At 57.4% G+C, this 25,225-nt stretch carries 27 protein-coding genes; 18 read left to right on the forward strand and 9 right to left on the reverse strand.

Features of this window, described 5'->3' with window-relative positions; translation table 11 throughout:
• Window positions 1-141 precede the first annotated feature (141 nt).
• Complete coding sequence (gene tynA, locus E3U32_RS19905; protein ID WP_134350152.1) at window positions 142-2,418, reverse strand: primary-amine oxidase; 2,277 nt, start codon at window positions 2,416-2,418, stop codon at window positions 142-144.
• A gap of 205 nt (window positions 2,419-2,623) precedes the next feature.
• Window positions 2,624-4,663 (reverse strand): phenylacetic acid degradation bifunctional protein PaaZ, encoded by a 2,040-nt coding sequence (paaZ, locus tag E3U32_RS19910; RefSeq protein WP_134350153.1) that lies wholly within the window; start codon window positions 4,661-4,663, stop codon window positions 2,624-2,626.
• A 284-nt stretch (window positions 4,664-4,947) separates the two neighbouring features.
• On the opposite strand from paaZ, the gene paaA reads away from it, so the two are divergent.
• From paaA to E3U32_RS19985, 15 genes are all read left to right on the forward strand, one after another.
• Window positions 4,948-5,877 carry a 1,2-phenylacetyl-CoA epoxidase subunit PaaA gene (gene paaA, locus E3U32_RS19915; protein ID WP_286164422.1) on the forward strand — a complete coding sequence of 310 codons (930 nt, stop codon included), beginning with the start codon at window positions 4,948-4,950 and terminating at the stop codon, window positions 5,875-5,877.
• A gap of 11 nt (window positions 5,878-5,888) precedes the next feature.
• A complete protein-coding gene (gene paaB / locus E3U32_RS19920; RefSeq protein WP_108416960.1) occupies window positions 5,889-6,176 on the forward strand; it encodes a 1,2-phenylacetyl-CoA epoxidase subunit PaaB in 288 nt (95 codons plus the stop codon).
• Between the two features lie 8 nt (window positions 6,177-6,184).
• Complete coding sequence (paaC, locus tag E3U32_RS19925; RefSeq protein ID WP_134350154.1) at window positions 6,185-6,931, forward strand: 1,2-phenylacetyl-CoA epoxidase subunit PaaC; 747 nt, start codon at window positions 6,185-6,187, stop codon at window positions 6,929-6,931.
• A gap of 11 nt (window positions 6,932-6,942) precedes the next feature.
• On the forward strand, window positions 6,943-7,440 hold the full coding sequence (paaD, locus tag E3U32_RS19930; RefSeq protein ID WP_134350155.1) for a 1,2-phenylacetyl-CoA epoxidase subunit PaaD: 498 nt from the start codon (window positions 6,943-6,945) through the stop codon (window positions 7,438-7,440).
• Between the two features lie 7 nt (window positions 7,441-7,447).
• Window positions 7,448-8,518, forward strand: a complete 1,071-nt coding sequence (gene paaE, locus E3U32_RS19935; protein WP_134350156.1) for a 1,2-phenylacetyl-CoA epoxidase subunit PaaE — start codon at window positions 7,448-7,450, stop codon at window positions 8,516-8,518.
• Entirely contained in the window at window positions 8,515-9,282 is a 768-nt protein-coding gene (gene paaF, locus E3U32_RS19940) for a 2,3-dehydroadipyl-CoA hydratase PaaF (protein WP_134350157.1), read from the forward strand. The genes paaE and paaF overlap by 4 nt, the downstream gene beginning before the upstream one ends.
• On the forward strand, window positions 9,282-10,070 hold the full coding sequence (paaG, locus tag E3U32_RS19945; RefSeq protein WP_134350158.1) for a 2-(1,2-epoxy-1,2-dihydrophenyl)acetyl-CoA isomerase PaaG: 789 nt from the start codon (window positions 9,282-9,284) through the stop codon (window positions 10,068-10,070). Before paaF ends, paaG begins: the two co-directional genes overlap by 1 nt.
• A 1-nt stretch (window position 10,071) precedes the next feature.
• Window positions 10,072-11,496 carry a 3-hydroxyacyl-CoA dehydrogenase PaaH gene (paaH, locus tag E3U32_RS19950; RefSeq protein WP_134350159.1) on the forward strand — a complete coding sequence of 475 codons (1,425 nt, stop codon included), beginning with the start codon at window positions 10,072-10,074 and terminating at the stop codon, window positions 11,494-11,496.
• Window positions 11,486-11,908, forward strand: a complete 423-nt coding sequence (gene paaI / locus E3U32_RS19955) for a hydroxyphenylacetyl-CoA thioesterase PaaI (protein WP_134350160.1) — start codon at window positions 11,486-11,488, stop codon at window positions 11,906-11,908. Before paaH ends, paaI begins: the two co-directional genes overlap by 11 nt.
• Window positions 11,908-13,113 (forward strand): 3-oxoadipyl-CoA thiolase, encoded by a 1,206-nt coding sequence (gene pcaF, locus E3U32_RS19960; protein ID WP_134350161.1) that lies wholly within the window; start codon window positions 11,908-11,910, stop codon window positions 13,111-13,113. Before paaI ends, pcaF begins: the two co-directional genes overlap by 1 nt.
• 26 nt (window positions 13,114-13,139) lie before the next feature.
• The gene (gene paaK, locus E3U32_RS19965; protein ID WP_134350162.1) at window positions 13,140-14,456 is read left to right on the forward strand and encodes a phenylacetate--CoA ligase PaaK; all 1,317 of its coding nucleotides are present in this window, start codon (window positions 13,140-13,142) and stop codon (window positions 14,454-14,456) included.
• Between the two features lie 100 nt (window positions 14,457-14,556).
• On the forward strand, window positions 14,557-15,492 hold the full coding sequence (gene paaX / locus E3U32_RS19970) for a phenylacetic acid degradation operon negative regulatory protein PaaX (RefSeq protein WP_025757961.1): 936 nt from the start codon (window positions 14,557-14,559) through the stop codon (window positions 15,490-15,492).
• A gap of 9 nt (window positions 15,493-15,501) precedes the next feature.
• Window positions 15,502-16,098 (forward strand): phenylacetic acid degradation protein PaaY, encoded by a 597-nt coding sequence (gene paaY, locus E3U32_RS19975; protein WP_134350163.1) that lies wholly within the window; start codon window positions 15,502-15,504, stop codon window positions 16,096-16,098.
• A 26-nt stretch (window positions 16,099-16,124) separates the two neighbouring features.
• Window positions 16,125-16,607, forward strand: coding sequence for a glutathione peroxidase (locus E3U32_RS19980; protein WP_134350164.1), 483 nt, complete (start codon window positions 16,125-16,127; stop codon window positions 16,605-16,607).
• A gap of 134 nt (window positions 16,608-16,741) precedes the next feature.
• Window positions 16,742-17,047 (forward strand): cupin domain-containing protein, encoded by a 306-nt coding sequence (locus tag E3U32_RS19985; protein ID WP_134350165.1) that lies wholly within the window; start codon window positions 16,742-16,744, stop codon window positions 17,045-17,047.
• Between the two features lie 165 nt (window positions 17,048-17,212).
• Here the strand turns inward: E3U32_RS19985 and E3U32_RS19990 are convergent, their stop codons facing one another.
• The 3 genes from E3U32_RS19990 to E3U32_RS20000 all read right to left on the reverse strand — a co-directional run bounded on the left by E3U32_RS19990 (window position 17,213) and on the right by E3U32_RS20000 (window position 20,043).
• Complete coding sequence (locus E3U32_RS19990) at window positions 17,213-18,151, reverse strand: omptin family outer membrane protease (protein WP_134350166.1); 939 nt, start codon at window positions 18,149-18,151, stop codon at window positions 17,213-17,215.
• A gap of 229 nt (window positions 18,152-18,380) precedes the next feature.
• Window positions 18,381-18,818 (reverse strand): VOC family protein, encoded by a 438-nt coding sequence (locus E3U32_RS19995; RefSeq protein ID WP_134350167.1) that lies wholly within the window; start codon window positions 18,816-18,818, stop codon window positions 18,381-18,383.
• Window positions 18,819-18,882: 64 nt separating this feature from the next.
• On the reverse strand, window positions 18,883-20,043 hold the full coding sequence (locus E3U32_RS20000) for an MFS transporter (protein ID WP_134350168.1): 1,161 nt from the start codon (window positions 20,041-20,043) through the stop codon (window positions 18,883-18,885).
• 130 nt (window positions 20,044-20,173) lie between these two features.
• On the opposite strand from E3U32_RS20000, the gene E3U32_RS20005 reads away from it, so the two are divergent.
• Both E3U32_RS20005 and E3U32_RS20010 read left to right on the forward strand, forming a co-directional pair.
• Entirely contained in the window at window positions 20,174-20,713 is a 540-nt protein-coding gene (locus E3U32_RS20005) for a MarR family winged helix-turn-helix transcriptional regulator (RefSeq protein WP_134350169.1), read from the forward strand.
• Window positions 20,714-20,733: 20 nt separating this feature from the next.
• Window positions 20,734-21,657: a LysR substrate-binding domain-containing protein gene (locus E3U32_RS20010; RefSeq protein ID WP_134350170.1), complete on the forward strand. Its 924-nt coding sequence runs from the start codon at window positions 20,734-20,736 to the stop codon at window positions 21,655-21,657.
• A gap of 53 nt (window positions 21,658-21,710) precedes the next feature.
• Here E3U32_RS20010 and E3U32_RS20015 read toward each other — a convergent pair whose 3' ends face one another.
• Window positions 21,711-22,181 carry a hypothetical protein gene (locus tag E3U32_RS20015; RefSeq protein WP_134350171.1) on the reverse strand — a complete coding sequence of 157 codons (471 nt, stop codon included), beginning with the start codon at window positions 22,179-22,181 and terminating at the stop codon, window positions 21,711-21,713.
• A 320-nt stretch (window positions 22,182-22,501) separates the two neighbouring features.
• Between E3U32_RS20015 and E3U32_RS20020 the strand changes: the two genes are divergently transcribed.
• On the forward strand, window positions 22,502-22,978 hold the full coding sequence (locus tag E3U32_RS20020; RefSeq protein WP_134350172.1) for a WbuC family cupin fold metalloprotein: 477 nt from the start codon (window positions 22,502-22,504) through the stop codon (window positions 22,976-22,978).
• Window positions 22,979-23,043: 65 nt separating this feature from the next.
• Here the strand turns inward: E3U32_RS20020 and E3U32_RS20025 are convergent, their stop codons facing one another.
• The 3 genes from E3U32_RS20025 to E3U32_RS20035 all read right to left on the reverse strand — a co-directional run bounded on the left by E3U32_RS20025 (window position 23,044) and on the right by E3U32_RS20035 (window position 25,191).
• Window positions 23,044-23,589, reverse strand: a complete 546-nt coding sequence (locus E3U32_RS20025; RefSeq protein WP_134350173.1) for a cysteine hydrolase family protein — start codon at window positions 23,587-23,589, stop codon at window positions 23,044-23,046.
• Window positions 23,590-23,924: 335 nt separating this feature from the next.
• Entirely contained in the window at window positions 23,925-24,524 is a 600-nt protein-coding gene (locus E3U32_RS20030) for an NAD(P)H-dependent oxidoreductase (RefSeq protein ID WP_134350174.1), read from the reverse strand.
• Window positions 24,525-24,597: 73 nt separating this feature from the next.
• Window positions 24,598-25,191 carry a TetR/AcrR family transcriptional regulator gene (locus E3U32_RS20035; RefSeq protein WP_134350175.1) on the reverse strand — a complete coding sequence of 198 codons (594 nt, stop codon included), beginning with the start codon at window positions 25,189-25,191 and terminating at the stop codon, window positions 24,598-24,600.
• Window positions 25,192-25,225 lie beyond the last annotated feature (34 nt).

Below are 25,225 nucleotides of genomic sequence, written 5' to 3' on the forward strand. Positions count from 1 at the left end.
GTCGTTCGTGGAAACTTCGAGTCCTGGCTGAAAGTGGTTCAAGAAATGCAAGGAAATAAACGAGGTGAAATAACTATAATCGGGGAGAGGTATTCAGCAAGTAAATAGATGAAAAACCGGGCATTGCGCCCGGTGCGTTATTTATTTCTGTTCGTCTTTTTTCTTCCCGAGCGTTGGCGTCTCGTCGAAGAAGTTCCACGGTTTGAGCAGGGTATGCACCCATTCCGTCGGCATGATCGGCCACTCTTCTGCGCGGGCGACGTGGGTGGTGCCGGTGGTCATCCAGACCACGTCGTCCTGGTCGTTCAGCGACTCGTTATCCTTGCTGTACTGCCCCAGGCCCGTGTCGTGCACGGAGCGGTTAGGGAATTTCCCTTCCGGATAGAGCTCATCAGGATGGTAGCGGGTCACCCACAGCTGTTTGTCCATAAAGCTCAGGCGATGGTAGATCCACTCGTCCGGGGCAAATTTCGCGCCGGTCGCCACCGGGTGCGTACCGCCCGCGTAAGGGATTATCTGGTACGAGACCGGGTTGCCCATGCGGTTCTCTTTGCGGGTGTTGCTCAGCAGGCGAATGGTGCCCGGGTCGAATTTCTGCGCCGCCTGCTGCTCGGTATCAATATCGTACTGGTTAATCTGCATGGTGCTGGTGCGTGGGCCACCGGCGGTATTCGGCTTAACTTCCGGATCCATGGCCACCAGCTTGTTGTTGATGCCATCCACGTCCATATCCAGGCGGAAGTTGTAGATGTGCTGGTGTGTGGTGCCCACAATGTTATGGTCGATCAGCGTACCGTAACGGGTGTCGTCTTTCGCGGTGGCATCGTGCATGGTTTTCGCCTGCACGCCTTTCACCGCTTCGATACCCGTCGCGCCGGCGTCAATGCCGATGGTGCCATTTTCATGGAACACCCAGTCGAAGATGTAATCGTAGTTGCCAACGGTACTCACCCAGCGCACCACCAGCTCGCGGCGCTCGGTGCTGACGTTAGGCTGGCCCATCTCCTGATGTTTGTACTCAGGCCCGGCGTAGCGTTCGAAAATGGCGATCGCGCGCGGGATCTCCATCGGCGCGCCGGTGTAATCCGAAATGGTTTCATTGAGCATGACGGCGTTAGACGGCACGTCTTTCCCGCGCACCAGCGGTGAGGTCAGGGTGCCCATGCCGTAATCGCCGGAGTCGAGATAGGCTTTAAAGTACCAGCCCACGTCCGGGTCGCCGTACGGGACGATCATCCCGCCTAAAGAGCCCTGATACATAATCTGGCGTTTTTTGCCGTTGTCGTTATACGTCACGGTTGAAATCATCGGGCCGACGCGGGAATCCAGGCTCAGGTGGAAATCCCAGTTCTGCCAGTGCACCCTGTCGCCGGTTATGGTGTAGTTCTTGCCTTCCGGCTCAGTGATGTCGAGCGGCTTTTTCGGCGTCTCTACGCGGTCGCGGCCATCATAGGGGCGCGGGGTCATGGGTACCGGAATAACGGCACCTTCTTCAATTTTCTGGATTTTCTTCTGCTCAAGATCCACCACGGCCACCAGGTTCTCAATTGGGTGCGCCCAGTAGTTGCCGTCGCCAACGTCGAGATAGCTCACCACTTTCAGCAGGCGATCTTCCTGCTTCAGACCATCTTTACCGTCGAAATAGCCGACGGTCAGCGGCGTGGTTATCACTTTTTTCGGGTCGGTGATGCCGTGCTTTTTAAGCACCTCGGCAAACTCTGTGCTGTCGTTGATGATCTGCTGCACCGCGGTGAAATCATCCAGCAGGACCATGCCGTGCGCGTCTTTCACCGGTTCCCAGCGCAGGATTTTTTTATCCTTCAGATCCACCACGCTTTCGATAACGTGCTTTCCATCGAGCATCACGATCTTCGCCAGGCGGGGGGAATCCACTGGCGTACCGTTAAGCACAAAGTCCCACACTTTGGCTTTCTCTGGCTCAGCAAGGGCAATTTGGGTAAAGCGGGTATTCGGTTTAAAATCCGCAGAGGCTTTAACAATCTCTACGGCCTGTTTAATTTCGTCCGCCGTTAGCGCGTTTAACGGGTGAGGGCTTTTTTCAACCTGGAAGGTCTGGTCAAGGCCGGACTGGAAAACATCGTTGATAAAGGTATCGGAAATAAAGGCTTTCTTACCTTTCATTACCACTGGCACCTCAAGCTTGAGGGTTTTACCGTTAACGATGGCGGTTTTGGCGCCCGGTTTGACCTTCACAAAGGCACCGTCTTTAGTAATGGTGAACATCTGTGCGTAATCATCCCACTGAACGTCCGCGCCGAAGTCCTGCAGCGTTTTGTCCATCGGGACCATATGCGCCTGACTGCCGTGGGCGAAAACAGGGGATTGCCAGGCGCAACACAGCGCAACGGCCATGGCCAGCGCCGTTCTACGGGCAGAAAAAGAAGAATTGCTTCCCATCGTAGACCTCATCTTGTTGTGTTTATTGTGTTGTGACAGCCTTATCCTGACAGGCCCATGAGAAAAGCGTTTGCCTGCATCTGCCAGATTATTTGTCAGCCTTGCCAGGTTAAAAAAAGAGCGGGGCGGTGTCACACCCCGGCTGGTCGTCGTAGGCCGGGTAAGCATCGCGCCACCCGGCAGGAAAGGTGGTGAAGGGAAGGTGTCAGAAATCGCCCCGCTGGCGCGCCACCAGCGTCAGAATGGAGTAGAGCGCCACGGCCTGCTGGTGCTGGTTGAAAATCTCAACGGCCCATTCCACCACGCCGGTCGGTTTTTCCTCCGCGGTACGCTGTTTCTTCAGCGTTTTACGTTTGCAGGTCAGACGCACCTGAATGGTGTCGCCCGGCTTAACCGGCTCGATAAAGCGCAGGTTTTCCATACCGTAGTTGGCAATCACCGGCCCGACGCCCGCGTCGACGAACAGCCCCGCCGCGGCGGAAATCAGGAAGTAACCGTGCACCACGCGCTCGCCAAAAATCGACTCTGCCGCACCGATCTTATCCATATGGGCGTAGAAGTGGTCCCCGCTCAGGCAGGCAAAGTTCACGATATCCGCTTCCGTCAGGGTGCGGCGCGGCGTCTGCAGGCTGTCGCCCGGCTGTAGCTCCTCGAAGTATTTGCGGAACGGATGAACGCGATCTTCCTGCACCGTTGCGCCCCGCACCCACTGTTTGCCAATGGCGGCCAGCATCGTCGGGCTGCCCTGGATCGCGGTGCGCTGCAGGTAGTGCTTCACCGCGCGCAGACCGCCCAGCTCTTCGCCGCCGCCCGCGCGGCCCGGGCCGCCGTGGACCAGCTGCGGCAGCGGGGAGCCGTGGCCGGTGGACTCTTTTGAGGATTCCTCGTTGAGGATCTGAATTCGGCCGTGGGCGCGCGCCGCGCCGGCAATAAACCGGCGGGCAATCGCCGAATCGGCGGTGACCAGCGTTCCCGCCAGGCTGCCGCCGCCCGCGCGGGCAAGCTGCATCGCGTGCTGTGCTGTGCGATACGGCATCAGCGTCGCAACCGGGCCGAAAGCCTCCGTTGCGTGGACGGCAGGGGTTTCATCCGGCTGCGGGCAGAACAGCAGAGTCGGGGGGAAGAACGCGCCAGCGGCCTGCAAATCCGCTTTGCCGCCAAGGCGGATCTGGCAGCCTGCGGCGATCAGCTGATCCACTTTCTCCTGCACGTCCGCGCGCTGTTCGGCGTTGACCAGCGCCCCCATCTTCACGCCTTCCTGCGCCGGGTCGCCCACCACCACCTTTTCCAGCCGCGCAATCAGCGCCTGGCTGACGGCGTCAATCTGGTTTTGCGGGACGATAATGCGGCGGATAGCAGTACATTTTTGCCCGGCCTTGGCGGTCATCTCGCGCACCACTTCCCGGATGAACAGGGCAAACTCCGGCTGTTCCGGCGTGACGTCTTCACCCAGCACGCAGCAGTTCAGGGAGTCGGCTTCCATGGTGAACGGAATCGAATTCGCGACAATATTCGGGTGCACGCGCAGGCTTTGCCCGGTGCTGGCGGAGCCGGTAAAGGTCACCACGTCCTGGCTGTCGAGCTGGTCCAGCAGATCGCCCGCGCCGCCACAGATGAGGCTGATGGCGCCGTCCGGCACCAGTCCGCTGTCCACGATGGATTTCACCATCGCCTGCGTTACCTGTGCGGTGGCGGTAGCGGGTTTGATAATGGCAGGCATCCCGGCAAGCCAGGTCGGTGCCAGTTTTTCCAGCATGCCCCAGCAGGGAAAGTTAAAGGCGTTGATATGCACCGCCACGCCGGACTTCGAGGTCAGAACGTGGCGCGCCGCAAAGCCGCCTTCTTTTGACAGGGGGATCAACTCATCTTCCGGCCACAATGTGTCGTCCGGCAGTTCTCGGCTACCCAGGCTTGCGTAAGTGAAGAGGGTGCCAATACCGCCTTCAATATCGACCCAGCTGTCTGCTTTTGTCGCCCCGGTCTGGGCGGACAGGGCATAAAACGTCTCTTTCTCGCCAAGCAGGTGCTTTGCCACCGCCTTCAGCATGGCAGCACGTTCAATAAAGGTCATCTCGTGAAGTGCTTCGCCGCCGCGCTCAATCGCATAGCGACGGGCGGCCGCCATGTCCAGCCCTTCGCTGGTCACGCTCCACAGCGCTTCGCCAGTGATGGCGTGATGAATAGTGCGTTCGCGGCCCCGGCCAGACTGCCAGGTGCCGGACAAGAAGTTGGCTAACTGCTGCATCGCTTTTCTCCAAATGTTACGTAATTTCACTATTAATAGTTTGATCGCGAATCATAAAAATCAAGCTGAGTTTTAATGAATTGTTAACGTTGTGATCGGGGATTATGAATTGTCTCGCCAGAAGGCGCTGCTCGCAGGGCCTGAAGTAAAAGCCTTGCGAGCGGCATCACAAAACCGGGAAACAATCCTTGGGGTTATATTTAACCTTTGTGTAACTTTTAAAAAACAAAGTGATTCAACATTACGCTTTAATTTGCAAACTAACGAATCATAAAGGTGATGACGTGACGCAAGAACAACGGTTTGAGCAGCGCATAGCGCAGGAGACGGCGATTGAGCCTCAGGACTGGATGCCTGACGCCTACCGTAAGACGTTGATCCGCCAGATTGGTCAGCATGCGCACTCCGAAATTGTCGGCATGCTGCCGGAAGGGAACTGGATCGCCCGCGCCCCGACGCTGCGCCGAAAGGCGATCCTGCTGGCGAAAGTGCAGGATGAAGCCGGACACGGGCTCTACCTCTACAGTGCGGCGGAAACGCTGGGCTGCGCGCGGGAAGACATCTACCAGAAGATGCTCGACGGCAAGATGAAATACTCCTCCATTTTTAACTATCCGACCCTGAGCTGGGCCGACATCGGCGTGATTGGCTGGCTGGTGGACGGGGCGGCCATCGTCAACCAGGTGGCGCTGTGCCGGACCTCCTACGGTCCGTATGCCCGGGCGATGGTGAAAATCTGTAAAGAAGAGAGCTTCCACCAGCGTCAGGGCTTTGAAGCCTGCATGGCGCTGGCGCAGGGGAGCGAGGCTCAGCGCCAGATGCTGCAGGACGCCATCAACCGCTTCTGGTGGCCGGCGCTGATGATGTTCGGGCCGAACGACGACAACTCGCCGAACAGCGCCCGCAGCCTGGCGTGGAAAATCAAACGCTTCGGTAATGATGAGCTGCGCCAGCGCTTTGTCGACAACACGGTGCCGCAGGTGGAGATGCTGGGCATGACGGTTCCCGATCCCGACCTGCGTTTGGATGAAGAGAGCGGTCATTACCGCTTCGGCGAGATCGACTGGCAGGAGTTTGAAGAGGTCATTAACGGACGCGGCATCTGCAACCACGAACGTCTGGCCGCCAAACGTAAAGCCTGGGACGAAGGGGCGTGGGTGCGGGAAGCCGCGCTGGCGCACGCGGAAAAACAACACGCCCGCAAAGTGGCTTAAGAGGAATCACGATGAGCAATGTCTACTGGCCGCTGTACGAAGTGTTCGTACGCAGCAAACAAGGGTTATCCCACCGTCACGTGGGCAGTCTCCATGCCGCCGACGATCGCATGGCGCTGGAAAATGCGCGTGATGCCTACACTCGCCGCAGCGAAGGGTGTTCTATCTGGGTGGTCAGGGCGAGCGAGATTGTCGCCTCCCAGCCGGAAGAGAGCGGCGAGTTCTTCGACCCGGCGGAAAGCAAGGTTTACCGCCACCCGACGTTTTACACCATCCCCGATGGCATCGAGCATATGTGAGGCAAAGAATGAATTCAGTGACTGCCTATGCCCTGCGTCTGGGCGACAACGGTCTGGTGCTCTCCCAGCGTCTGGGTGCCTGGTGCGGCCACGCGCCGGAGCTGGAAATCGACCTCGCGCTCGCCAATATCGGTCTTGACCTGCTGGGCCTGGCGCGCAATTTCCTGGCCTATGCCGCCGAGCTGGAAGGCCAGGGCGATGAAGACACGCTGGCGTTTGGCCGCGATGAGCGCCAGTTCTGCAACGTGCTGCTGGTGGAGCAGCCAAACGGCAGCTTCGCTGACACGATGGCCCGTCAGTACCTGATGGATGCCTGGAACGTGGCGCTATACGAACGCCTGACCCAAAGCACCGACAGCCAGCTTGCCGCCATCGCCGCGAAAGCCATTAAAGAGGCGCGCTACCACCTGCGCTTTAGCCGCGGCTGGCTGGTGCGCCTGGGCGATGGCACCGAAACCTCCGCGCAGAAAATGCAGCAGGCCATCGACAACCTGTGGCGTTTTACGGCGGAGCTGTTTGAAGCGGATGACGTTGAGCTGGCGCTGATTGACTCCGGCGTGGCGGTTGACCCGCGCCTCCTGCGCCAGCCGTGGGAAAGCGAAGTCTTTGCCGGTCTGAATGAAGCCTGCCTGCAGGTGCCCGAAGAGGCGGCGTACCGCACCGGGGGCAAGAAGGGGCTGCATACCGAACATCTGGGCCCGATGCTGGCAGAAATGCAGTATCTCCAGCGCGCGTATCCCGGTCAGCAGTGGTAAAGGAGAACGCTATGCAACGCCTCGTCGACATTGCGCCAGCACAAATTCCGCAGATCTGGTCGCTGTTAAGCCAGATCCCGGACCCGGAAGTGCCGGTATTAACCATCACTGATTTAGGCATGGTGCGCAGCGTGAAGGCGCAGGGGGATGGCTGGGTCATTGGCTTCACGCCAACCTACTCGGGCTGTCCGGCAACGGAACACCTGCTGGGGGCGATCCGCGACGCGATGACCGCTAACGGCTTTACCCCGGTGCATATCGTGCTTCAGCTTGAACCCGCCTGGACCACCGACTGGATGACCGCCGACGCGCGCGAACGCCTGCGGGCGTATGGCATCAGCCCGCCCGTGGGGCATAGCTGTCACGCGCACGCGCCTGCTGAGGTGAGCTGCCCGCGCTGCGCCAGCACCGACACCTCGCTTATCAGTGAATTTGGCTCGACGGCCTGCAAAGCGCTCTACCGCTGCAACACCTGCCGTGAGCCCTTCGACTATTTCAAATGCATTTGAGGCTGCCATGACAACGTTTCATTCATTAACAGTGGCAAAAGTGGAACCCGAAACCCGCGACGCGGTAACTATCACGTTCGCGGTGCCGCAGGCGCTGCAGGAAGCCTACCGCTTCCGTCCCGGCCAGCACCTGACTTTAAAAACGAAGCTTGACGGGGACGAGCTGCGCCGCTGCTACTCCATCTGCCGGAGTACCGCCCCGGGCGAGATCAGCGTGGCGGTCAAAGCCATCGAAGGCGGGCGCTTTTCCCGCTATGCCCGGGATGAGATCAAAGCGGGCATGGCGCTTGAGGTGATGGTCCCTCAGGGGCAGTTTGGCTACCAGCCGCGGGCTGAACGTGAAGGGCACTATCTGGCGATTGCGGCAGGCTCCGGGATCACCCCGATGCTGGCGATAATCTCCGCCACGCTTGCGACCGAACCGAACAGCCATTTCACCCTGATCTACGGCAACCGCAGCAGCCAGAGCATGATGTTCCGCCAGGCGCTCGCGGACCTGAAGGATAAATACCCGCAGCGGCTGCAGCTGGTCTCCATCTTCAGCCAGGAGCGGCTGGACAGCGACCTGCTCTACGGCCGCATCGACGGGGAAAAACTGCAGGCGCTGGCGAAAACCCTGATCAACTTCCGCCAGTACGACGAAGCCTTTATCTGCGGCCCGACGGCGATGATGGACGACGCCGAAGCTGCGCTGAAAGCGCTGGGGATGCCGGAAAAATCCATTCATCTTGAGCGCTTTAATACGCCAGAACGCGCCGTTAAACGCGCGGTGAACGTGCAGGCGGAAGGCCAGAAAGTGACCGTGCGTCAGGACGGACGCGACCGTGAAATCACCCTGACGGCGGACGATGAAAGTATTCTCGATGCCGCCCTGCGTCAGGGGGCGGATCTCCCGTATGCCTGCAAGGGTGGCGTGTGCGCCACCTGTAAATGCAAAGTGCTGCGCGGGAAGGTGGACATGGCGACCAACTACAGCCTGGAGCCGGACGAACTGGCCGCCGGGTATGTACTGAGCTGCCAGTCGCTGCCGTTAACCGCTGACGTGATCGTGGATTTTGACGCGAAGGGGATGGCATGAGCGAACTGACCGTTACCCGTCATGGCCGCGTGTTGCAGCTGACGCTGAACCGTCCGGCGGCGCGCAACGCCCTCAACAATGCGCTGCTGACGCAGCTTGCTGAGCAGCTTGAGGCCGCCGCAGCGGATGCCGACGTCGACGTCTGCGTGATTTACGGAAGCGAGCGCTGCTTTGCCGCCGGGGCCGATCTCAATGAAATGGCAGAGAAAGACCTGCCAGCCACCCTGAACGATATCCGTCCGCAGCTGTGGGCGCGAATCAACGCTTTTCCTAAACCGCTGATCGCCGCCGTGAACGGCTTCGCGCTGGGCGCGGGCTGCGAGCTGGCGCTGCTGTGCGACGTGGTTATCGCCGGCGACAACGCCCGCTTTGGCCTGCCGGAAATCACGCTCGGCATTATGCCCGGCGCGGGGGGCACCCAGCGTCTTATTCGCTGCGTCGGTAAATCGCTCGCCAGCAAAATGGTGCTGACCGGCGAGAGCATCTGTGCAGAGCAGGCGCTGAGCGCCGGGCTGGTCAGCGATGTCTTCCCGGCAGCGCTGACGCTGGAGTATGCCCTGAAACAGGCAGCACGGATGGCGCGCCACTCACCGCTGGCGTTACAGGCGGCCAAACAGGCCCTGCGTCAGTCTCAGGAGGTGCCGCTACAGGCTGGCCTGGCGCAGGAGCGTCAGCTTTTTACGCTGCTTTCTGCCACCGAAGACCGCCGGGAAGGCATCGACGCCTTCTTACAAAAACGCACCCCCGACTTTAAAGGACGCTAATTGTGGAATTTATTCTCAGTCATGTAGAACAGGGCGTAATGACGATTACGCTGAACCGTCCGGAGCGTCTGAACAGCTTTAACGACGTGATGCATCAGCAGTTTGCCGACTGCCTGAAACAGGCCGAACGTGATGACACCGTTCGCTGCCTGCTTATCACCGGGGCAGGACGCGGTTTCTGTGCCGGTCAGGATCTCAATGACCGCAACGTCGACCCCAACGGCCCGGCGCCGGATCTGGGGATGTCCGTTGAAACCTTCTATAACCCGCTGGTTCGCCGCCTGGCGAAACTGCCGAAACCGGTCATCTGCGCGGTCAACGGCGTGGCGGCCGGCGCCGGTGCCACGCTGGCGCTCGGGTGTGACATGGTGATTGCAGCGCGTTCCGCTAACTTTGTGATGGCCTTCAGCAAGCTCGGCTTAGTCCCGGACTGCGGCGGCACCTGGCTGCTGCCGCGCGTGGCCGGACGCGCCCGTGCGATGGGGCTGGCGCTGCTCGGTGACAAGCTCAGCGCCGAACAGGCGCAGGCCTGGGGGATGATCTGGCAGGTGGTGGACGACGACCAGCTCTCCGCTACCGCACAGCAGATGGCGCTGCATTTTGCCTCTCAGCCGACCTTCGGGCTGGGGCTGATCAAGCAGGCCATCAATGCCGCGGAAACGAATACCCTGGACGCTCAGCTCGATCTCGAGCGCGACTATCAACGTCTGGCCGGGCGCAGCGACGACTACCGCGAGGGCGTCAGCGCCTTCCTGGCGAAGCGCGCGCCGAATTTTACGGGGAAATAAGATGTTGAACATACGTACTGTCGCCGTGATTGGCAGCGGCACGATGGGTGCCGGAATTGCCGAAGTGGCGGCCAGCCACGGCCATCAGGTGCTGATCTACGACATCTCCAGCGATGCGATATCACGCGCCATCGACGGGATCCGCCAGCGCCTGGCCTCCCGGGTGACGCGCGGAAAACTTTCCGCCGATGCCGGGAGCCAGATCCTTGCCAGGCTGCTTCCGGTCACGGATATCAACGCGCTTGCTGCGGCCGATCTGGTGATTGAAGCGGCCGCCGAGCGGCTTGAAGTCAAAAAGGGACTGTTTGCAAAGCTGGCAGAGATCTGCCCGCCGCAGACGGTGCTGACCAGCAACACCTCTTCCATTTCCATCACGGCGATTGCGGCGGACGTGCACCACCCGGAGCGCGTCGCGGGGCTGCATTTTTTCAACCCGGCACCGGTGATGAAGCTGGTGGAAGTGGTTAGCGGGCTGGCAACCTCACCGGAAGTGGCCGATGCGCTGTGCGAGCTGGCGCTGAACTGGGGGAAACAGCCCGTTCGCTGCCAGTCAACGCCGGGGTTCATCGTCAACCGCGTTGCGCGTCCGTTCTATTCCGAGGCCTGGCGCGCGCTGGAAGAGCAAGTGGCTGCGCCGGAGGTCATTGACGCCGCCCTGCGCGAAGGCGGCGGCTTCCCGATGGGGCCGCTGGAGCTGACCGACATGATTGGTCAGGACGTTAACTTCGCGGTGACCTGCTCGGTATTTAACGCCTTCTGGCAGGAGCGTCGTTTTCTGCCTTCGCTGGTGCAGCAGGAGCTGGTGCTGGCCGGAAGACTGGGCAAAAAGAGCGGGAAGGGTGTTTACGACTGGCAGAGTCACAAACCCGACGTGCAGTGGGTTAAGGCGGTAAATGACAGCTACAGCCCGATGCGCGTGGAGAAAAGACGTGACGGTGTCACCGAGATTGACGACGTGTATCTGGTGGAAACGCAGGGGGAAACCGCGCAGGCGCTGGCGCTGCGCCTTAACGGCCCGGTGGTGGTCGTTGACCGCATGGAGAGCGACGTGGCGGTCATTGCGGCGGCCGCCAGCAACCCCCACACCGCGACGCAAAAAGTCATCCGCTATCTGCAACAGCAGGGAAAACGGGTGGTACAAATTGCCGATTATCCCGGTCTGCTGATTTGGCGCACGGTGGCGATGATCGCCAACGAAGCGCTGGATGCCCTGCAAAAAGGGGTCGCCAGCGAGAAGGACATCGATACCGCCATGCGCCTCGGCGTGAACTACCCGAGCGGCCCGATTGCCTGGGGCGAGCGTCTGGGCTGGCAGCGCCTGCTGACGCTGCTGGAGAATCTGCAGCGCCATTACGGCGAAGAGCGCTATCGCCCCTGTTCACTGCTGCGCCAGCGCGCGCTTCTGGAGAGTAGCTATGAGTCATAACGCCTGGCATAACGCCCGCACCATGTACGAACGGGACGCCTGCGCGCAGGCGATGGGGATGGACATTGTCGAGATGGACGAGGGCTACGCGGTAGTGACCATGACCATTACCCCGCAGATGCTGAACGGCCACAACACCTGCCACGGTGGGCAGCTTTTTTCGCTGGCAGATACCGCCTTTGCCTACGCCTGCAACAGCCAGGGGCTGGCGGCGGTGGCCTCAGGTTGTTCGATTGATTTCCTGCGTCCGGGCTTTGCCGGGGACACGCTTACCGCCACCGCGCGGGTGAAGCATCAGGGCAAGCTGACCGGCGTGTATGACATTGAGATCCAGAATCAACAACAGAAAACCGTCGCCCTTTTTCGCGGGAAATCTCACCGCATCGGCGGCAGTGTGACAGGAGAGGCCTGATGCGTGACGCATTTATTTGTGATGGCGTTCGAACGCCGGTGGGGCGCTACGGCGGCGCGCTTTCTGCGGTAAGAACCGACGATCTCGGTGCCGTGCCGCTGCGCGCGCTGCTGGCCCGCTACCCACAGCTCGACCTCGAGCGTATTGATGACGTGATTTACGGCTGCGCCAACCAGGCGGGGGAAGATAACCGCAACGTGGCACGCATGTCGGCGCTGCTGGCCGGGCTGCCGCAGACGATCTCCGGGACCACCATTAACCGCCTGTGCGGCTCAGGCCTGGACGCCATTGGCTTTGCCGCGCGCACGATTAAGGCGGGCGATGGCGATCTGCTGATTGCCGGCGGCGTGGAGTCAATGTCCCGCGCGCCGTTTGTGATGGGTAAGGCCACGGCCGCGTTTCAGCGTCAGGCGGAGATCTTTGATACCACCATCGGCTGGCGATTTGTGAATCCGCTCATGCATCAGCAATTCGGAACTGACAGTATGCCGGAAACGGCAGAGAATGTAGCTGAATTGTTAAATATCAGCCGTGCCGATCAGGACGCTTTCGCGCTGCGCAGCCAGCAGCGTACCGCTCAGGCGCAGCAGAACGGTATTCTGGCGCAGGAGATCGTGCCGGTGCAGGTGCCGGGTAAAAAAGGGGCGATCGCGGAATTTAGCGTGGATGAACATCCGCGCGCGGACACCACGCTCGAGCAGCTTGCAGGCCTGAAAACGCCTTTCCGTAAGAACGGGGTGGTCACGGCGGGGAATGCCTCCGGCGTCAACGACGGCGCGGCGGCACTGCTCATTGCCAGCGAGCAGATGGCGCTCGCTCAGGGGTTAGTCCCGCGCACGCGGATCGTGGCGATGGCAACAGCAGGCGTCGAGCCACGTCTGATGGGGCTCGGCCCGGTTCCTGCGACCCGCAAGGTGCTGGAGCGCGCCGGACTCAGTATTAACGATATGGACGTCATCGAACTGAACGAAGCTTTCGCCTCGCAGGCGCTGGGCGTGCTGCGTCAGCTGGGGCTGCCGGATGATGCCGCACACGTCAACCCGAACGGCGGCGCGATTGCGCTGGGCCACCCGCTGGGGATGAGCGGTGCCAGACTGGCGCTGGCCGCGAGCAATGAACTGCACCGACGCGGCGGGCGCTACGCGCTGTGTACGATGTGCATCGGTGTGGGTCAGGGCATTGCCATGATCCTTGAGCGTGTTTGAGCGTAAGACAATGTGAGTACCCTACAATGACAAATACAACAAAGCTTGATCCGATTGAAACGGCTTCCATTGACGAGTTACAGGCGCTGCAGACCGAGCGTCTGAAATGGACGCTGCACCACGCCTATAACAACGTGCCGATGTACAAACGCAAGTTTGACGCTGCGGGCGTTCACCCTGACGATTTCAAAGAGCTGGCGGATATCCGTAAATTCCCGTGCACCACCAAGCAGGACCTGCGGGATAACTATCCATTCGATACCTTTGCCGTGCCGATGGAGCAGGTGGTGCGCATTCACGCATCATCCGGCACCACCGGCAAACCGACCGTCGTTGGCTATACGCAAAACGACATCGACAACTGGGCCAACCTGGTGGCTCGCTCCCTGCGCGCCGCGGGCGGCAGCGCGAAGGACAAAATTCACGTGGCGTATGGCTACGGCCTGTTTACCGGCGGGCTGGGTGCGCACTACGGCGCCGAGCGTTTAGGGGCGACGGTGATCCCGATGTCCGGCGGCCAGACGGAGAAACAGGCGCAGCTGATCCGTGATTTCCAGCCGGATATGATCATGGTGACGCCATCCTATTGCCTCAACCTGATTGAAGAGCTGGAGCGCCAGATGGGCGGCGATGCCAGCGGCTGTTCCCTGCGCGTGGGCGTCTTCGGCGCCGAGCCGTGGACGCAGGCCATGCGTCGCGAAATTGAAAAACGCTTAGGCATTACGGCGCTGGATATTTATGGCCTCTCCGAAGTGATGGGGCCGGGCGTGGCGATGGAGTGTATCGAAACCGTCGACGGCCCGACCATCTGGGAGGACCATTTCTACCCGGAGATCGTTAACCCGAACGACGGTACGCCGCTGGATGATGGTCAGCCGGGCGAACTGTTGTTCACCACGCTGACCAAAGAGGCGCTGCCGGTGATCCGCTACCGCACCCGCGACCTGACGCGCCTGCTGCCGGCCACCGCACGCAGCATGCGCCGTATGGACCGCATCAGCGGTCGCAGTGACGATATGCTGATCATCCGCGGGGTCAACGTCTTCCCGTCGCAGCTGGAAGAGGAGATTGTGAAGTTCGAACATCTCTCTCCGCACTACCAGCTGGAGGTGAACCGCCGCGGGCATCTTGATTCACTTTCCGTGAAGGTGGAGCTGAAAGAGAGCAGCCTGACGCTGACCCACGAGCAGCGTTGCCAGGTGTGTCACCAGCTGCGCCACCGGATCAAGTCGATGGTTGGGATTTCCACCGACGTGACGATCGTCAACTGCGGCAGTATCCCGCGCTCAGAGGGGAAAGCCTGCCGGGTGTTTGACCTGCGTAAAGTGGCGGCCAACGGTTGAATTTCCCTCAATACACCCTCTCCCTTTGGGAGAGGGTTAGGGTGAGGGTACATCCCAGATTCGTATGCTATGATTCATCCAGGACAAAAATAACAACAGAATGAATCACATGAATAAACTCGACGCTTTTATCCAGCATGCAGTCAGCTCCGTTCCCGTCAGCGGGACATCGCTTATCTCCTCGTTATACGGTGACGCGCTTTCCCATCGCGGCGGTGAGATTTGGCTCGGCAGCCTGGCTGCCTTGCTGGAAGGCATGGGGTTTGGCGAGCGCTTCGTACGTACCGCGCTGTTTCGCCTCAACAAAGAGGGTTGGCTGGACGTCTCGCGCATCGGGCGGCGCAGCTTTTACCGCCTGAGCGATAAAGGGCTGCGCCTGACGCGTCGCGCGGAGAATAAGATCTACCGCGCGGAACTGCCCGCCTGGGACGGCAAATGGTTATTGCTGCTCTCCGAGGGGCTGGATAAAAACACCCTTGCCGACGTTAAAAAACAGCTTATCTGGCAGGGGTTTGGCACGCTGGCGCCGAGCCTGATGGCCTCGCCGTCGCAGCATCTGGCAGATGTGCAGTCCCTGCTTCACGATGCCGGGGTGGCGGAAAACGTGATTTTCTTTGAAGCCCACTCGCCGCTGGCGCTCTCCCGCGCCGCGCTGCGTTCGCGGGTAGAAGAGTGCTGGCAGTTGACCGAGCAAAACGCGATGTACGAGACGTTTATCAGCTCGTTTCGCCCGCTGCTGCCGCTGCTGAAAGAGGCCGCGCCGGAGGAACTGACGCCGGAACGCTGCTTCCAGATCCAGCTGTTACTGATTCACTTTTATCGTCGCGTGGTGCTGAAAGACCCGCTGCTGCCGGAAGAGTTACTGCCTGCGCACTGGGCGGGACAAAGCGCCCGACAGCTTTGCATCAATATTTATCAGCGTGTGGCACCGGGGGCGCTGGCGTTTGTCAGCGAGAAGGGCGAAACCTCCGTCGGCGAACTGCCCGTGCCCGGCACGCTCTACTATCAACGCTTTGGTGGTCTTACAAGCGCATAAGGAGTGAAAATGCCTGTTTATCAAATTGACGGTCTGACGCCGGTAGTGCCGGATGAGAGCTATGTTCACCCGACGGCGGTGCTGATTGGTGACGTGATTTTGGGCAAAGGCGTTTATGTTGGCCCCAATGCCAGCCTGCGCGGCGACTTTGGTCGTATCGTGGTGAAAGACGGTGCGAACATTCAGGATAACTGCGTGATGCACGGTTTCCCGGAGCAGGACACGGTGGTGGAAGAGGACGGGCATATCGGCCACAGCGCCATTCTCCACGGCTGCGTGATCCGCCGCAATGCGCTGGTGGGCATGAACGCGGTGGTGATGGACGGGGCCGTCATTGGTGAAAACAGCATCGTTGGCGCGGCGGCGTTCGTGAAGGCGAAAGCGGAAATGCCCGCCAACCATTTGATTATCGGCAGCCCGGCCAAAGCGATCCGTGAGCTCAGCGAGCAGGAGCTGGCCTGGAAGCAGCAGGGCACGCGGGAGTATCAGGTGCTGGTGGAACGCTGCAAGCTGACGATGCATCAGGTAGAGCCGCTGCGTGAGGTTGAGGCCGATCGCAAACGACTGACGTTTGACGAGAATTTACGGCCGAAGTCGGCGGTGTAGGGTGGTTCTGCTTTGAGGATGCCAGTATGACTAGCTTTTACCCATTTACAGCCACTAGCCTGGATGGCCGACCGATCTCTATGACCGACTACGCGGGTAAAGTGGTTTTAGTCGTGAATACGGCAAGCCAGTGCGGCTTCACGCCTCAGTACGCCGGTCTTGAAGCGCTATACAAGAAATACGCGGCTCAAGGGCTGGTGGTGCTTGGCTTCCCCTGCAACCAGTTTGGTAAGCAGGAATCCGGCGGTGCCGATGATATCTCAAAGACCTGTTACATCAACTACGGCGTCAGTTTCCCAATGTTCGAGAAAGTAGAGGTAAATGGAGCCTCAGCGCACCCGCTGTTTCGTTATCTGAAAAACGAATTGCCCGGCGTGCTGGGCGGGAGAATTAAGTGGAACTTTACGAAGTTTCTGATCGGACGCAACGGGGAACCTCTCAAGCGCTTTGCACCGATGACCAAGCCCGAGAACATGGAGTCTGCGATCCTTGCGGCCCTGGAAAGCTAAGTTTCTTTGTTTTTAGCAGCCCTGATGGCCTTTCTTTAGTCTGTTTTTCGACTTGTTTTCCCCTATTTGTTATATAGCGAAAGAAAATTTATATGGCATAAATGCACCATACGAATATCAAAGGGAACGACCTTATGTCGCTTTATGACCTTAAGACTGAAGCAAATGCATTAAATGAGGCCTGGCGCTCTCACGTATTAGGCCGCGTTGGGGAAGCAAATCTCAAAATTTTACGAATGGATGAGCGCTCAGTCACTGAAGAGGTGCATGAGTATGACGAGGGGTTACTGGTCATTGACGGACGTCTGGAACTGAGTGTTAACGGCAAAAAAATCTCTGTAAGCTCGGGCGAGCTTTATATAGCTAAAGCGGGCGTTCCTCATACCGTGGAAATCGGCAGCTTTGGCACACTGGTTATCATCGATCTACCCGAAACCTAAATTTCAGACTGCTGACAAAATGCGATTTGTGAGTTTCGCCCGGTGTGAAATGTAGGCCGGGTAAGCGCAGCGCCACCCGGCAAAAAAGACGGTTAAAATATTGATGGCGGGGTTTGTCATCAATCTCAGGCCCCGTAAGGGGCCTGGTCTGTTTTAACGCCTGAATTAGAAGCGATATTGCAGACCCGCTGTAATGGTATAGTTATGGTTAGAAATACCCGCAGCGTCCCCGCCAATAGAGCCGGATTCGCCAGTGTTGGTATCAATAATCTGCGTACCGCCTTTACCTTCTTCGTAACTGCTATAGGTAAATTCAGCAAAAACTTTGGCGTGCGGCGTCACATAATATCCGGCATCAACGGATGCGCCATAATAACGGGAATCCGTTGTCTTCTCGCGGAAGGTTAAATCGCGCATGTAGTGCTCGTCGTTATCATGCGCACGGACCCAGTCACTGAATTTAAACAGGGCATTAAATTCAAAGTCATTAAAACGGTACTGTCCTGCAAGGCCAATATACGGCATGGAGAAACGCTGGCTATAACCAATACCGCGTTCGCCTGCCGGGAAGTTCCCCTGATAGGCGCCGTTATCGTAATTGTAAGAACCCCCGGTCGCCGTCCAGCTGAAGCGGGTTTCCTGATAACCAGCGGTTACGCCCGCTTTATAGTTATCGCCCTGGAAGATCCAGCCTTTTACGTTGAGATCGTATTCATTGGCATAGTTAACGTTGGTCGAAGGATGGCTTGAATGGTCTGTCCAGGAGGATTGTTTTGCATTCATCCAGTCATAGTCATCCATATGACCTGAGCCTGATGCCAGGGACGTCCAGCCGCGGGCATTCAGTGTCAAAAATGAGTATGCATCCCAGGAAATATCGCCTTTCAGAATAGCGACATTTTTTATTTTCCAGTCCAGCTGGCTAATTTTTCTTCCTGTGACTTCGTCATAAACCATCTCATGGGATTTTCCGCTCAGCATCCCGGCAGAGGCTGAAACCGTTAAACTTTCCGGTGAAAAATCCGGTGTGACTTGTGAGGTACCTGCATATACTGCCCCTGAAAACGCGGCCATCATCATTCCCGCAACGATATTTCTTGTCATTTTTATTTCCCTAAAACAAATTAATCAATGAGTTGCAGGGGAATAGTAAAAGTCATACAAATAAGAATCAACTGCCAGTTTTGGTAATTTTTTTATAATTTGACGTAAGGTGTGATATTTAACTTTGGGCCGCCTGAAGGAGGCGGCCGCGAATATTTAAATCATTACTGGCTCAATGCGAAATAACAGTCAGTTGATTTACTGTAACCGGCGCCACAATAAATTCCGTTTACCCGCGCAGCCACGGCGTGATCGTCAGGCCGGTCAGCAGGCCTTCCGGGCTGAGCAGGCGAGTAACGGTCTGGCCCCACGGTTCTGTGCGGTTGGCCACCAGCAGGCGATAGCCTTTTTCACTCAGAATGCGGGTAGCCGAGTCAAGTTCCTGCACCTCGTATTCAATCCATCCCTGCGGTATCGGGTACTCAGAGGGCCACTGCGCTTCACCAAAACAGGAGGCTGCCGCCTGTGAAAGCGGCCAGACGGCAAAATGCTTCACGCCCTCCAGCTGCCCCTCTTCAGCGAGCAGATAGTCGCTGTTACCCTCCATGGGCTTCAGCGGTAAACCGAGTGTATGGACATAAAACGCGGTGCTGGCGTCGGTGCTTTGTGAAATGGGCCCGAAGCCGGCGATAAATAAGACATCAATTCCCGGTAACGTCTGCGACATATCCACTCCTTAATTGGCTGAAACTCCAGAATTTATAGTACGACTCTCAGATCGGGTACCGCATTCACCGTACCTGCGCTTCCCCGACGGGTTTAAATTTCAACGCGATGACGATCAGCAGGATAACACCCGCACTCATGACCAGCCATGCGCTGGTCAGTGAGACAGCGCTGTCGCGAACGATCCCCGCAATTAACGGCATTAGCGCGGCAATCATATATCCACCTCCCTGAACTTTAGACAGTAGCTTCCCGGCCTGCGCGGGCGTTTGTGCGTGATCGAAGGTGACAATGAGCGACAGCGGGAAGAGGGCGCCGATCCCTGTGCCAAGCAGCAGTGTTGATAATACCGGCGTGGTGCCCGGCGCAAAGACCAGACACAGTAATCCTGCCAGCAGCAGCAACAGGACCGTAATCAGCGGAGCACGGCGATCGGGGAATTTACCGATAAGCGCGGAGACGACAAACCCTGCGACCACCTCGGTTAACGTCAGCCAGGCCAGCATATAGCCGCTGCTGCGTGCGGACCATCCCGCCTGAATATAGAGCGGCGGCAGCCAGGCTAATACCAGCGTGTAGGCTCCCGTCCCTACGCCGAAAAAGAGCAGCAGTAACCCTGTCCGGGAGGAGGAGAGCGTAACGGTTTCGCGGGCCGTATTTTCACTTTGCGAACGCGTCACCAGGGTCAGCCATAGCATCAGCGCAAGCAGTGCTAACAGGCCTGCCATGGCCAGCGCCGGTTTTAGCGTTAGCCACGAAAACAACGGCTCGGCGCTGGCGGCGGCTACTGCAGCACCGGCCATAATGCCGGTGCTGAACAGCGACATGACCGTGCTGGCCGTTTGCGAATACTCTTTTTTTATCAGGGCAGGCATTAACGCCTGGATCGTGCCGATGCTGGCCCCACCCAGTAACGCGGTGCCCATCAGGCTCACCAGCGAGGCACTCAAACCGCGTAATAAACAGGCCACCAGCAGGATGAAAAGTCCGATCATAATCCCCCGGACGGCACCCACTCTGGCTAACAGCCAGGGTCCGCACAGGGCGGCCAGGCCCATCATCGCGACCGGCAGGGTAGTCAGCAGGCTGAATTGTGTGGCCGTCAGTCCCGCTTCGCGCTGTAGCACGGAAAACAGCGGTCCGACAGACGCCAGAATGGGGCGCAGGTTCAACCCGACGATAAAAGCGATAACGGCAAAGAGTATTGGAGACGTGCGTTTCAACATGGGATCCTTTTCGGCTATGAATGGCCCGGGCAAATCACCGCGAGCATTTATCTTAACGTTAAGATAAAATGTATTTTTGTGTAAGATGTACCGCACAACACGATAAATTCCCATGCCATCAGGGGTGAAAATGAAAGACCATGTAGACTTCGTCGTCGACCAGTGGAGCAGCGCCATGCCTGAGCTGGACGCCTCGTCGATGAGAATCTTTGGCCGAATACTCAGGCTAATGAAGCACCTGGGTAAAAAACGCGCGCAGGCCATGGCGCCGTTTGGCTTTCGCGAGGGCGAATTTGACGTGCTCGCCACGCTGCGCCGCGCCGGAGCACCGTACTGTCTATCGCCAACGCAGCTGTATAAATCGCTACTGATCACCTCAGGGGCGATGACGAACCGGCTAACGCATCTTGAACAACAAGGGCTTATCCGGCGAATTGCCGATCCCGATGACAAGCGCAGCACTCTCGTAAGTCTGACGTCACTCGGGCTGGAGCGTATCGAACAGGCGCTACTCGTTCATACCCAAACGCAGAATGCGCTGCTGCGAAACTTGTCTGATGCACAACGCGCGCAGCTGGAATCCCTGCTCAGAGAGTTACTGCTGACGTTTCCGCCCGAGGAGGAGGTGGATAAACCGCTGAGTGCAGATAAAAAACCACTACATGAATAAACCTCACTGAAAGGGAAACTATGTCCTTACCTCCACTGTATGCCCTGCGCGCTTTTGAAGTTGCCGCACGGCTGAACTCCTTCAGCAAGGCCGCTGAAGCGCTCAATATCACGCCGGGGGCGGTCAGCAGGCATGTCCGGACGCTTGAAATGTGGTTCGACTGTGAGCTTTTTAAACGGCAGGGCCCGAGAGTCGAGGTCAGTGACGCCGGACGCGTTCTGGCCGGGCAACTTAGCGAGAGTTTCACCAGCATTGAGTGGGCCTGTCGCGCATTCAAAAGTGAAAACCACCTTTTGCGCCTTAAAGCACCCAGCTCCCTGACGATGAAGTGGCTTCTTCATGTTCTGAAAACCTTTCGTGATAACCATGCAAAACCCAAAGTGGAAATTGCCAGCGTCTGGATGGACTTTGACACGGTTGACTTCAGCCGTGAGCCTTACGATTGTGCGATCCTCCTCGGTAATGGCTATTTTGGTGAGTCAACAGAAAGCCGGTTGCTTTTCAGCGAATGGCTCATTCCGGTCTGTACCCCGTCATTGCTTGAATCTGCCCGGCATCAGCTTCCACAGTGCGATCTTATCCATCCCTCACGGGACCGGCGGGACTGGAGGCGCTGGCTGAAAAGAACGGGGTTATTCTCCGGGCTCGACGTGAGTGGAGGAATAGTGTTCGACACCCTGGAGCAGGGAAGCCTGGCCGCCATGAACGGCCATGGCGTCGCGATGGCCGATCTTTGTCTTACCCGCGAGGCGCTTGAGGGTGGACTGCTTGCGCTGCCTTTCAGGGAAGCTATCGCGACGGGCGACGGCTACTATATTGTTTGGCCGAAAAATTCGCTCAGAACACAGAGCATTGAATGCCTGCTGACCTGGCTTAATTTCCATACGCCGGTTGTTCCTTCTCTGGACATTGTTTATCTGGATGACGATGAAAAAAGGTTTTAATACTCTTTAAGTGCAGGATATTCCTTTCGGAATATCCTGCCTGTGGAGTGTATTTATGCGTAGGGAATATTGGCCATTTTCTTATATCTTTCCGGCAGCGCGCTGTTCAGGTTGAGTAATTTATCCAGAATATAAAGCGCAGGCGTCCCCTTTTCGCGTTCGGCATCGATCAGCGCAGAACGTAACAGATTGGCAGCCGAGGTCATTTTACGGAAGTAATCCTCAGATTCAGGCGTCTGCACTTCGCCTGACGCAGCGTAACGCACCTGGGGCCAGCCTGCGAAGTCAAGCAGCGGGAGGTTCCCCTCATCTTTTGGTAAATGCGCTGCGAGCAGTTCCTCGGCGTTACCCGGGTTACCCTGAGCGAAAGCCAGGAGATGCAGTCGATGGATAAAGGGTGACAGCACTTCTGAATTTTCCTTTTCTGCTGAAAGAAGCTTTATAAACTCATGTATATTTTCATTGGTACTGTTTTTATGTGGCGGAAAAATTTTCATTACATGAAATAGAATATCGAGTGTCATAGGTGCTCCATATGCGCGCGGTATTATTTATCGTTTGTATATCGATGTTTTTTTAAATTCACTAATCAAGCAGGTTTAAAAGGATGATATTTCATGGTGGCTATGTTTGAAAAACGATAAATAGTGAGCATCAATGTGAGTTTTACTCAATGTTGGGTGCTCTGTCGCCGCGAAAAGTGGCGCTTTGGACATCGGCCTTGCGTAATATCTCCCTGCAGCGATTTGTTTCACAAATGCCATGGCTCAGCGACTGTTCCAAATGGTATAACGTCCTGCGGCAAGCGGGTTGCCGTCGTCTGACCCCATTCACAAAGGTGTATATGAAACAAATTACTTTCAGTGACCTGCAGCAACAGAGCGAGCAGGCCGCAAATTCCCCTCGCTTACGCGCGCATCGTAATTTACATCCTGAACTGAGCGACCCGGTGCAGCGTCTGGCCATTGCCATGGAGCCCGGTACCTATGTTCGCCCCCATCGTCACCCGCACACGTTTGAACTGCTGACCGCGCTTAGCGGCCGCTTTCTGGTGCTGAATTTTGATGACAACGGTACCGTGACCCAGCGCGTTGTGTTAGGTGAAGAGTGTAAAGTACTGGAGATGGACGCAGGTACCTGGCATGCCGTGCTGTCACTGGATAAAGGCGGCGTCATTTTTGAGGTGAAACACGGTGGTTATCAGCCCGTAGCTGAACACGATACCGCCCCGTGGTCACCGGCTGAAAACGCGCCCGGCACCGCGGAGCTGATGAAATGGTACGCTCAGGCGCAAGTGGGTGACGGTGGTTTTTCCCTGTAGGGATTCTGTCTTGTGCCCGGCGCGCGGAAAGGCGAGCCGGGCAAGATAGACAAGATCCCGCTGATTCAACTGACCGTATTAAAATGCCAGTCACTGGCAGTCGACAACGTCACGAATGGACCTGCCAGCGTGCTGTTGTGATGAGTAATGATGTCATTGGCAGATAAATATTCATTATCCATTGTAGTATGCGCATCTGAAATCAATACCGTCCTGAAACCCAGTTCCGGTGCAATCCGACAAGTGGTATCGACACAAAACTCTGTCTTCATCCCGGCAATGACCAGCTGTTTGATGCCTCTCTGATTAAGTTCACGCTGCAATACGGTATCCCGAAAACAGCTGGGATAGCGCTTTGTGAAAACAACATCCACCTCACGCTTCACCTCCAGTTCGGGTACCAGGCTTGTTAACGGACTCTTCTCTGAAAACGGAGAGTTATCAGGCCCGGTATGGCGGGCAAAAAAGACGGGCACCTGCGCGTGACGCGCTTTGGCTATTAATAAACGGATATTTGCCAGAACGGTATCGGCGGAACAGGGGGAAACCGGGCCATTGAAGAGTCCCTGCTGCATGTCGATAACTAAGAGAGCATTGTCAGATGAAACCATTTTCTTTCTCCATTCAGAAGATGATGAACGGAGACACATTTCCCCGTCCAGATTGGCGGGGGATGAGGATCTGTTTGTCAGTTGTTCGCTACAGATACGCTCACGCCGCCGAAGGTGCCGGTGGTGGTGAGAGTGGTTGTTGGCTGAACTGACTGATACATATAAAGACCTTTGCTTATTTATTTCGCGATCGGCGAAAAAGTCCATTCAGTTATATCGCGGGTGAAATATTTTCTTCAATACACTAACTTGGGTAGGCGTGCCGTTAGCGTTGCACTTTCTTCAGTGCCGAAAAAAAGGGATCACCCGGATTTTCTGAAACGTGCTGGCCGTTATTATTTAATACTGTCCAGGCCCCGCAGGAAATCCTCAACCTGAGCAGGCGTCGCCGTATCGGCCTGATAGAGAATATCGAGCGTGACGTTCTTCAAACCGCAGAAGCCGAAGACGCCCTCGACGATCTGCGTCTGAATCGCCGTTGAATAACCATGCTTATCGAACCCGCTAACATCGGTGCCAGCAGTCGCAATAAGGTGAACGGGAACGTCACGTAAGTTACCCACAATCCGGCCATCTTCTGCCACCTTGTACGCCCAGTTCAGCGTCAGCACGCGATCGAACCAGCCTTTCAGCAGGCCGGGAACAGACCACCAGTACACCGGGAAGACAAATACCAGCTTGTCCGCACGATCAACGCGCTGCTGCTCGCGCTGAATATCGTCGGGAAGCGCGCTGGCATCACCGTGATACAAATCCAGATCGGGGCGAGACATTGCCGGATTAAAGCCTTCGGCATGCAGGTCAGCAATCTCGACCTGCGTACCTTGCTCGCGAAGCTGTCCGGCAATGCGATTTGCCAGTGAATGGGATAACGAATTATCGACAGGGTGAGCCGTCACGATCAGCGCATTCTTGATGACATTTGTAGCAGACATAGCAACCTCAACAGGGGTAGGATTGACACCTATATTACTATTGGTAACTTAAGTGTCAATCCGCCTGCTACGATCATTTTGTGCTATTCGCGTAGGTTTCCAGCACGCCGGACATCGCGCCGCTGAGCATATCTTCCGCAACATTTCGGGCGAGTACGCCGTTACCCGCGGCGGTACTGAGCGCATCTGCCGCACCAATGATGGCCGTCAGCACCGCTTCCCCCTGGACACCTTTCAGCACGATAAAAGGAGAAAGCGCGGTGCGCAGACAGTCGGCACACTCGGCCACGCATGCCTCGCGGAACGTCTGCAGCGCGTGGGAACCGGACAGCGCCGCGGCGATCGGCCCGGTTTCCGGGCCAGCGGAAATCGCGCAATCAATATAGGCAGCGCTGAAAAAGCGGATCGTCTTTTCCAGCGTTTTGCTGTCTACCGCCAGCGTCTCACGGAATTTCGCCAGTTGCCGATCGCTATAATCCTGGTACAGCGCCATCAGCAACCCTTCGCGATCGCCAAAGTGATCGTAGGGAATGGGCTTTGTCACGTTGGCCCGTTCAGCCAGATAGCCCAGCGTCAGTGCCTCCGTGCCTTGCTGGCGGACAATTCCACGCGCAACCTCCAGCAGCTGCACGCGGCGGTCCTCTTTTCTTAAGCGCTTAACAACCATGCTTTCCTCAAATCAATTATCTACTGATGGTAGT

The organism is Lelliottia nimipressuralis, assembly GCF_004402045.1.
GTDB classification, from domain to species: domain Bacteria; phylum Pseudomonadota; class Gammaproteobacteria; order Enterobacterales; family Enterobacteriaceae; genus Enterobacter; species Enterobacter chinensis.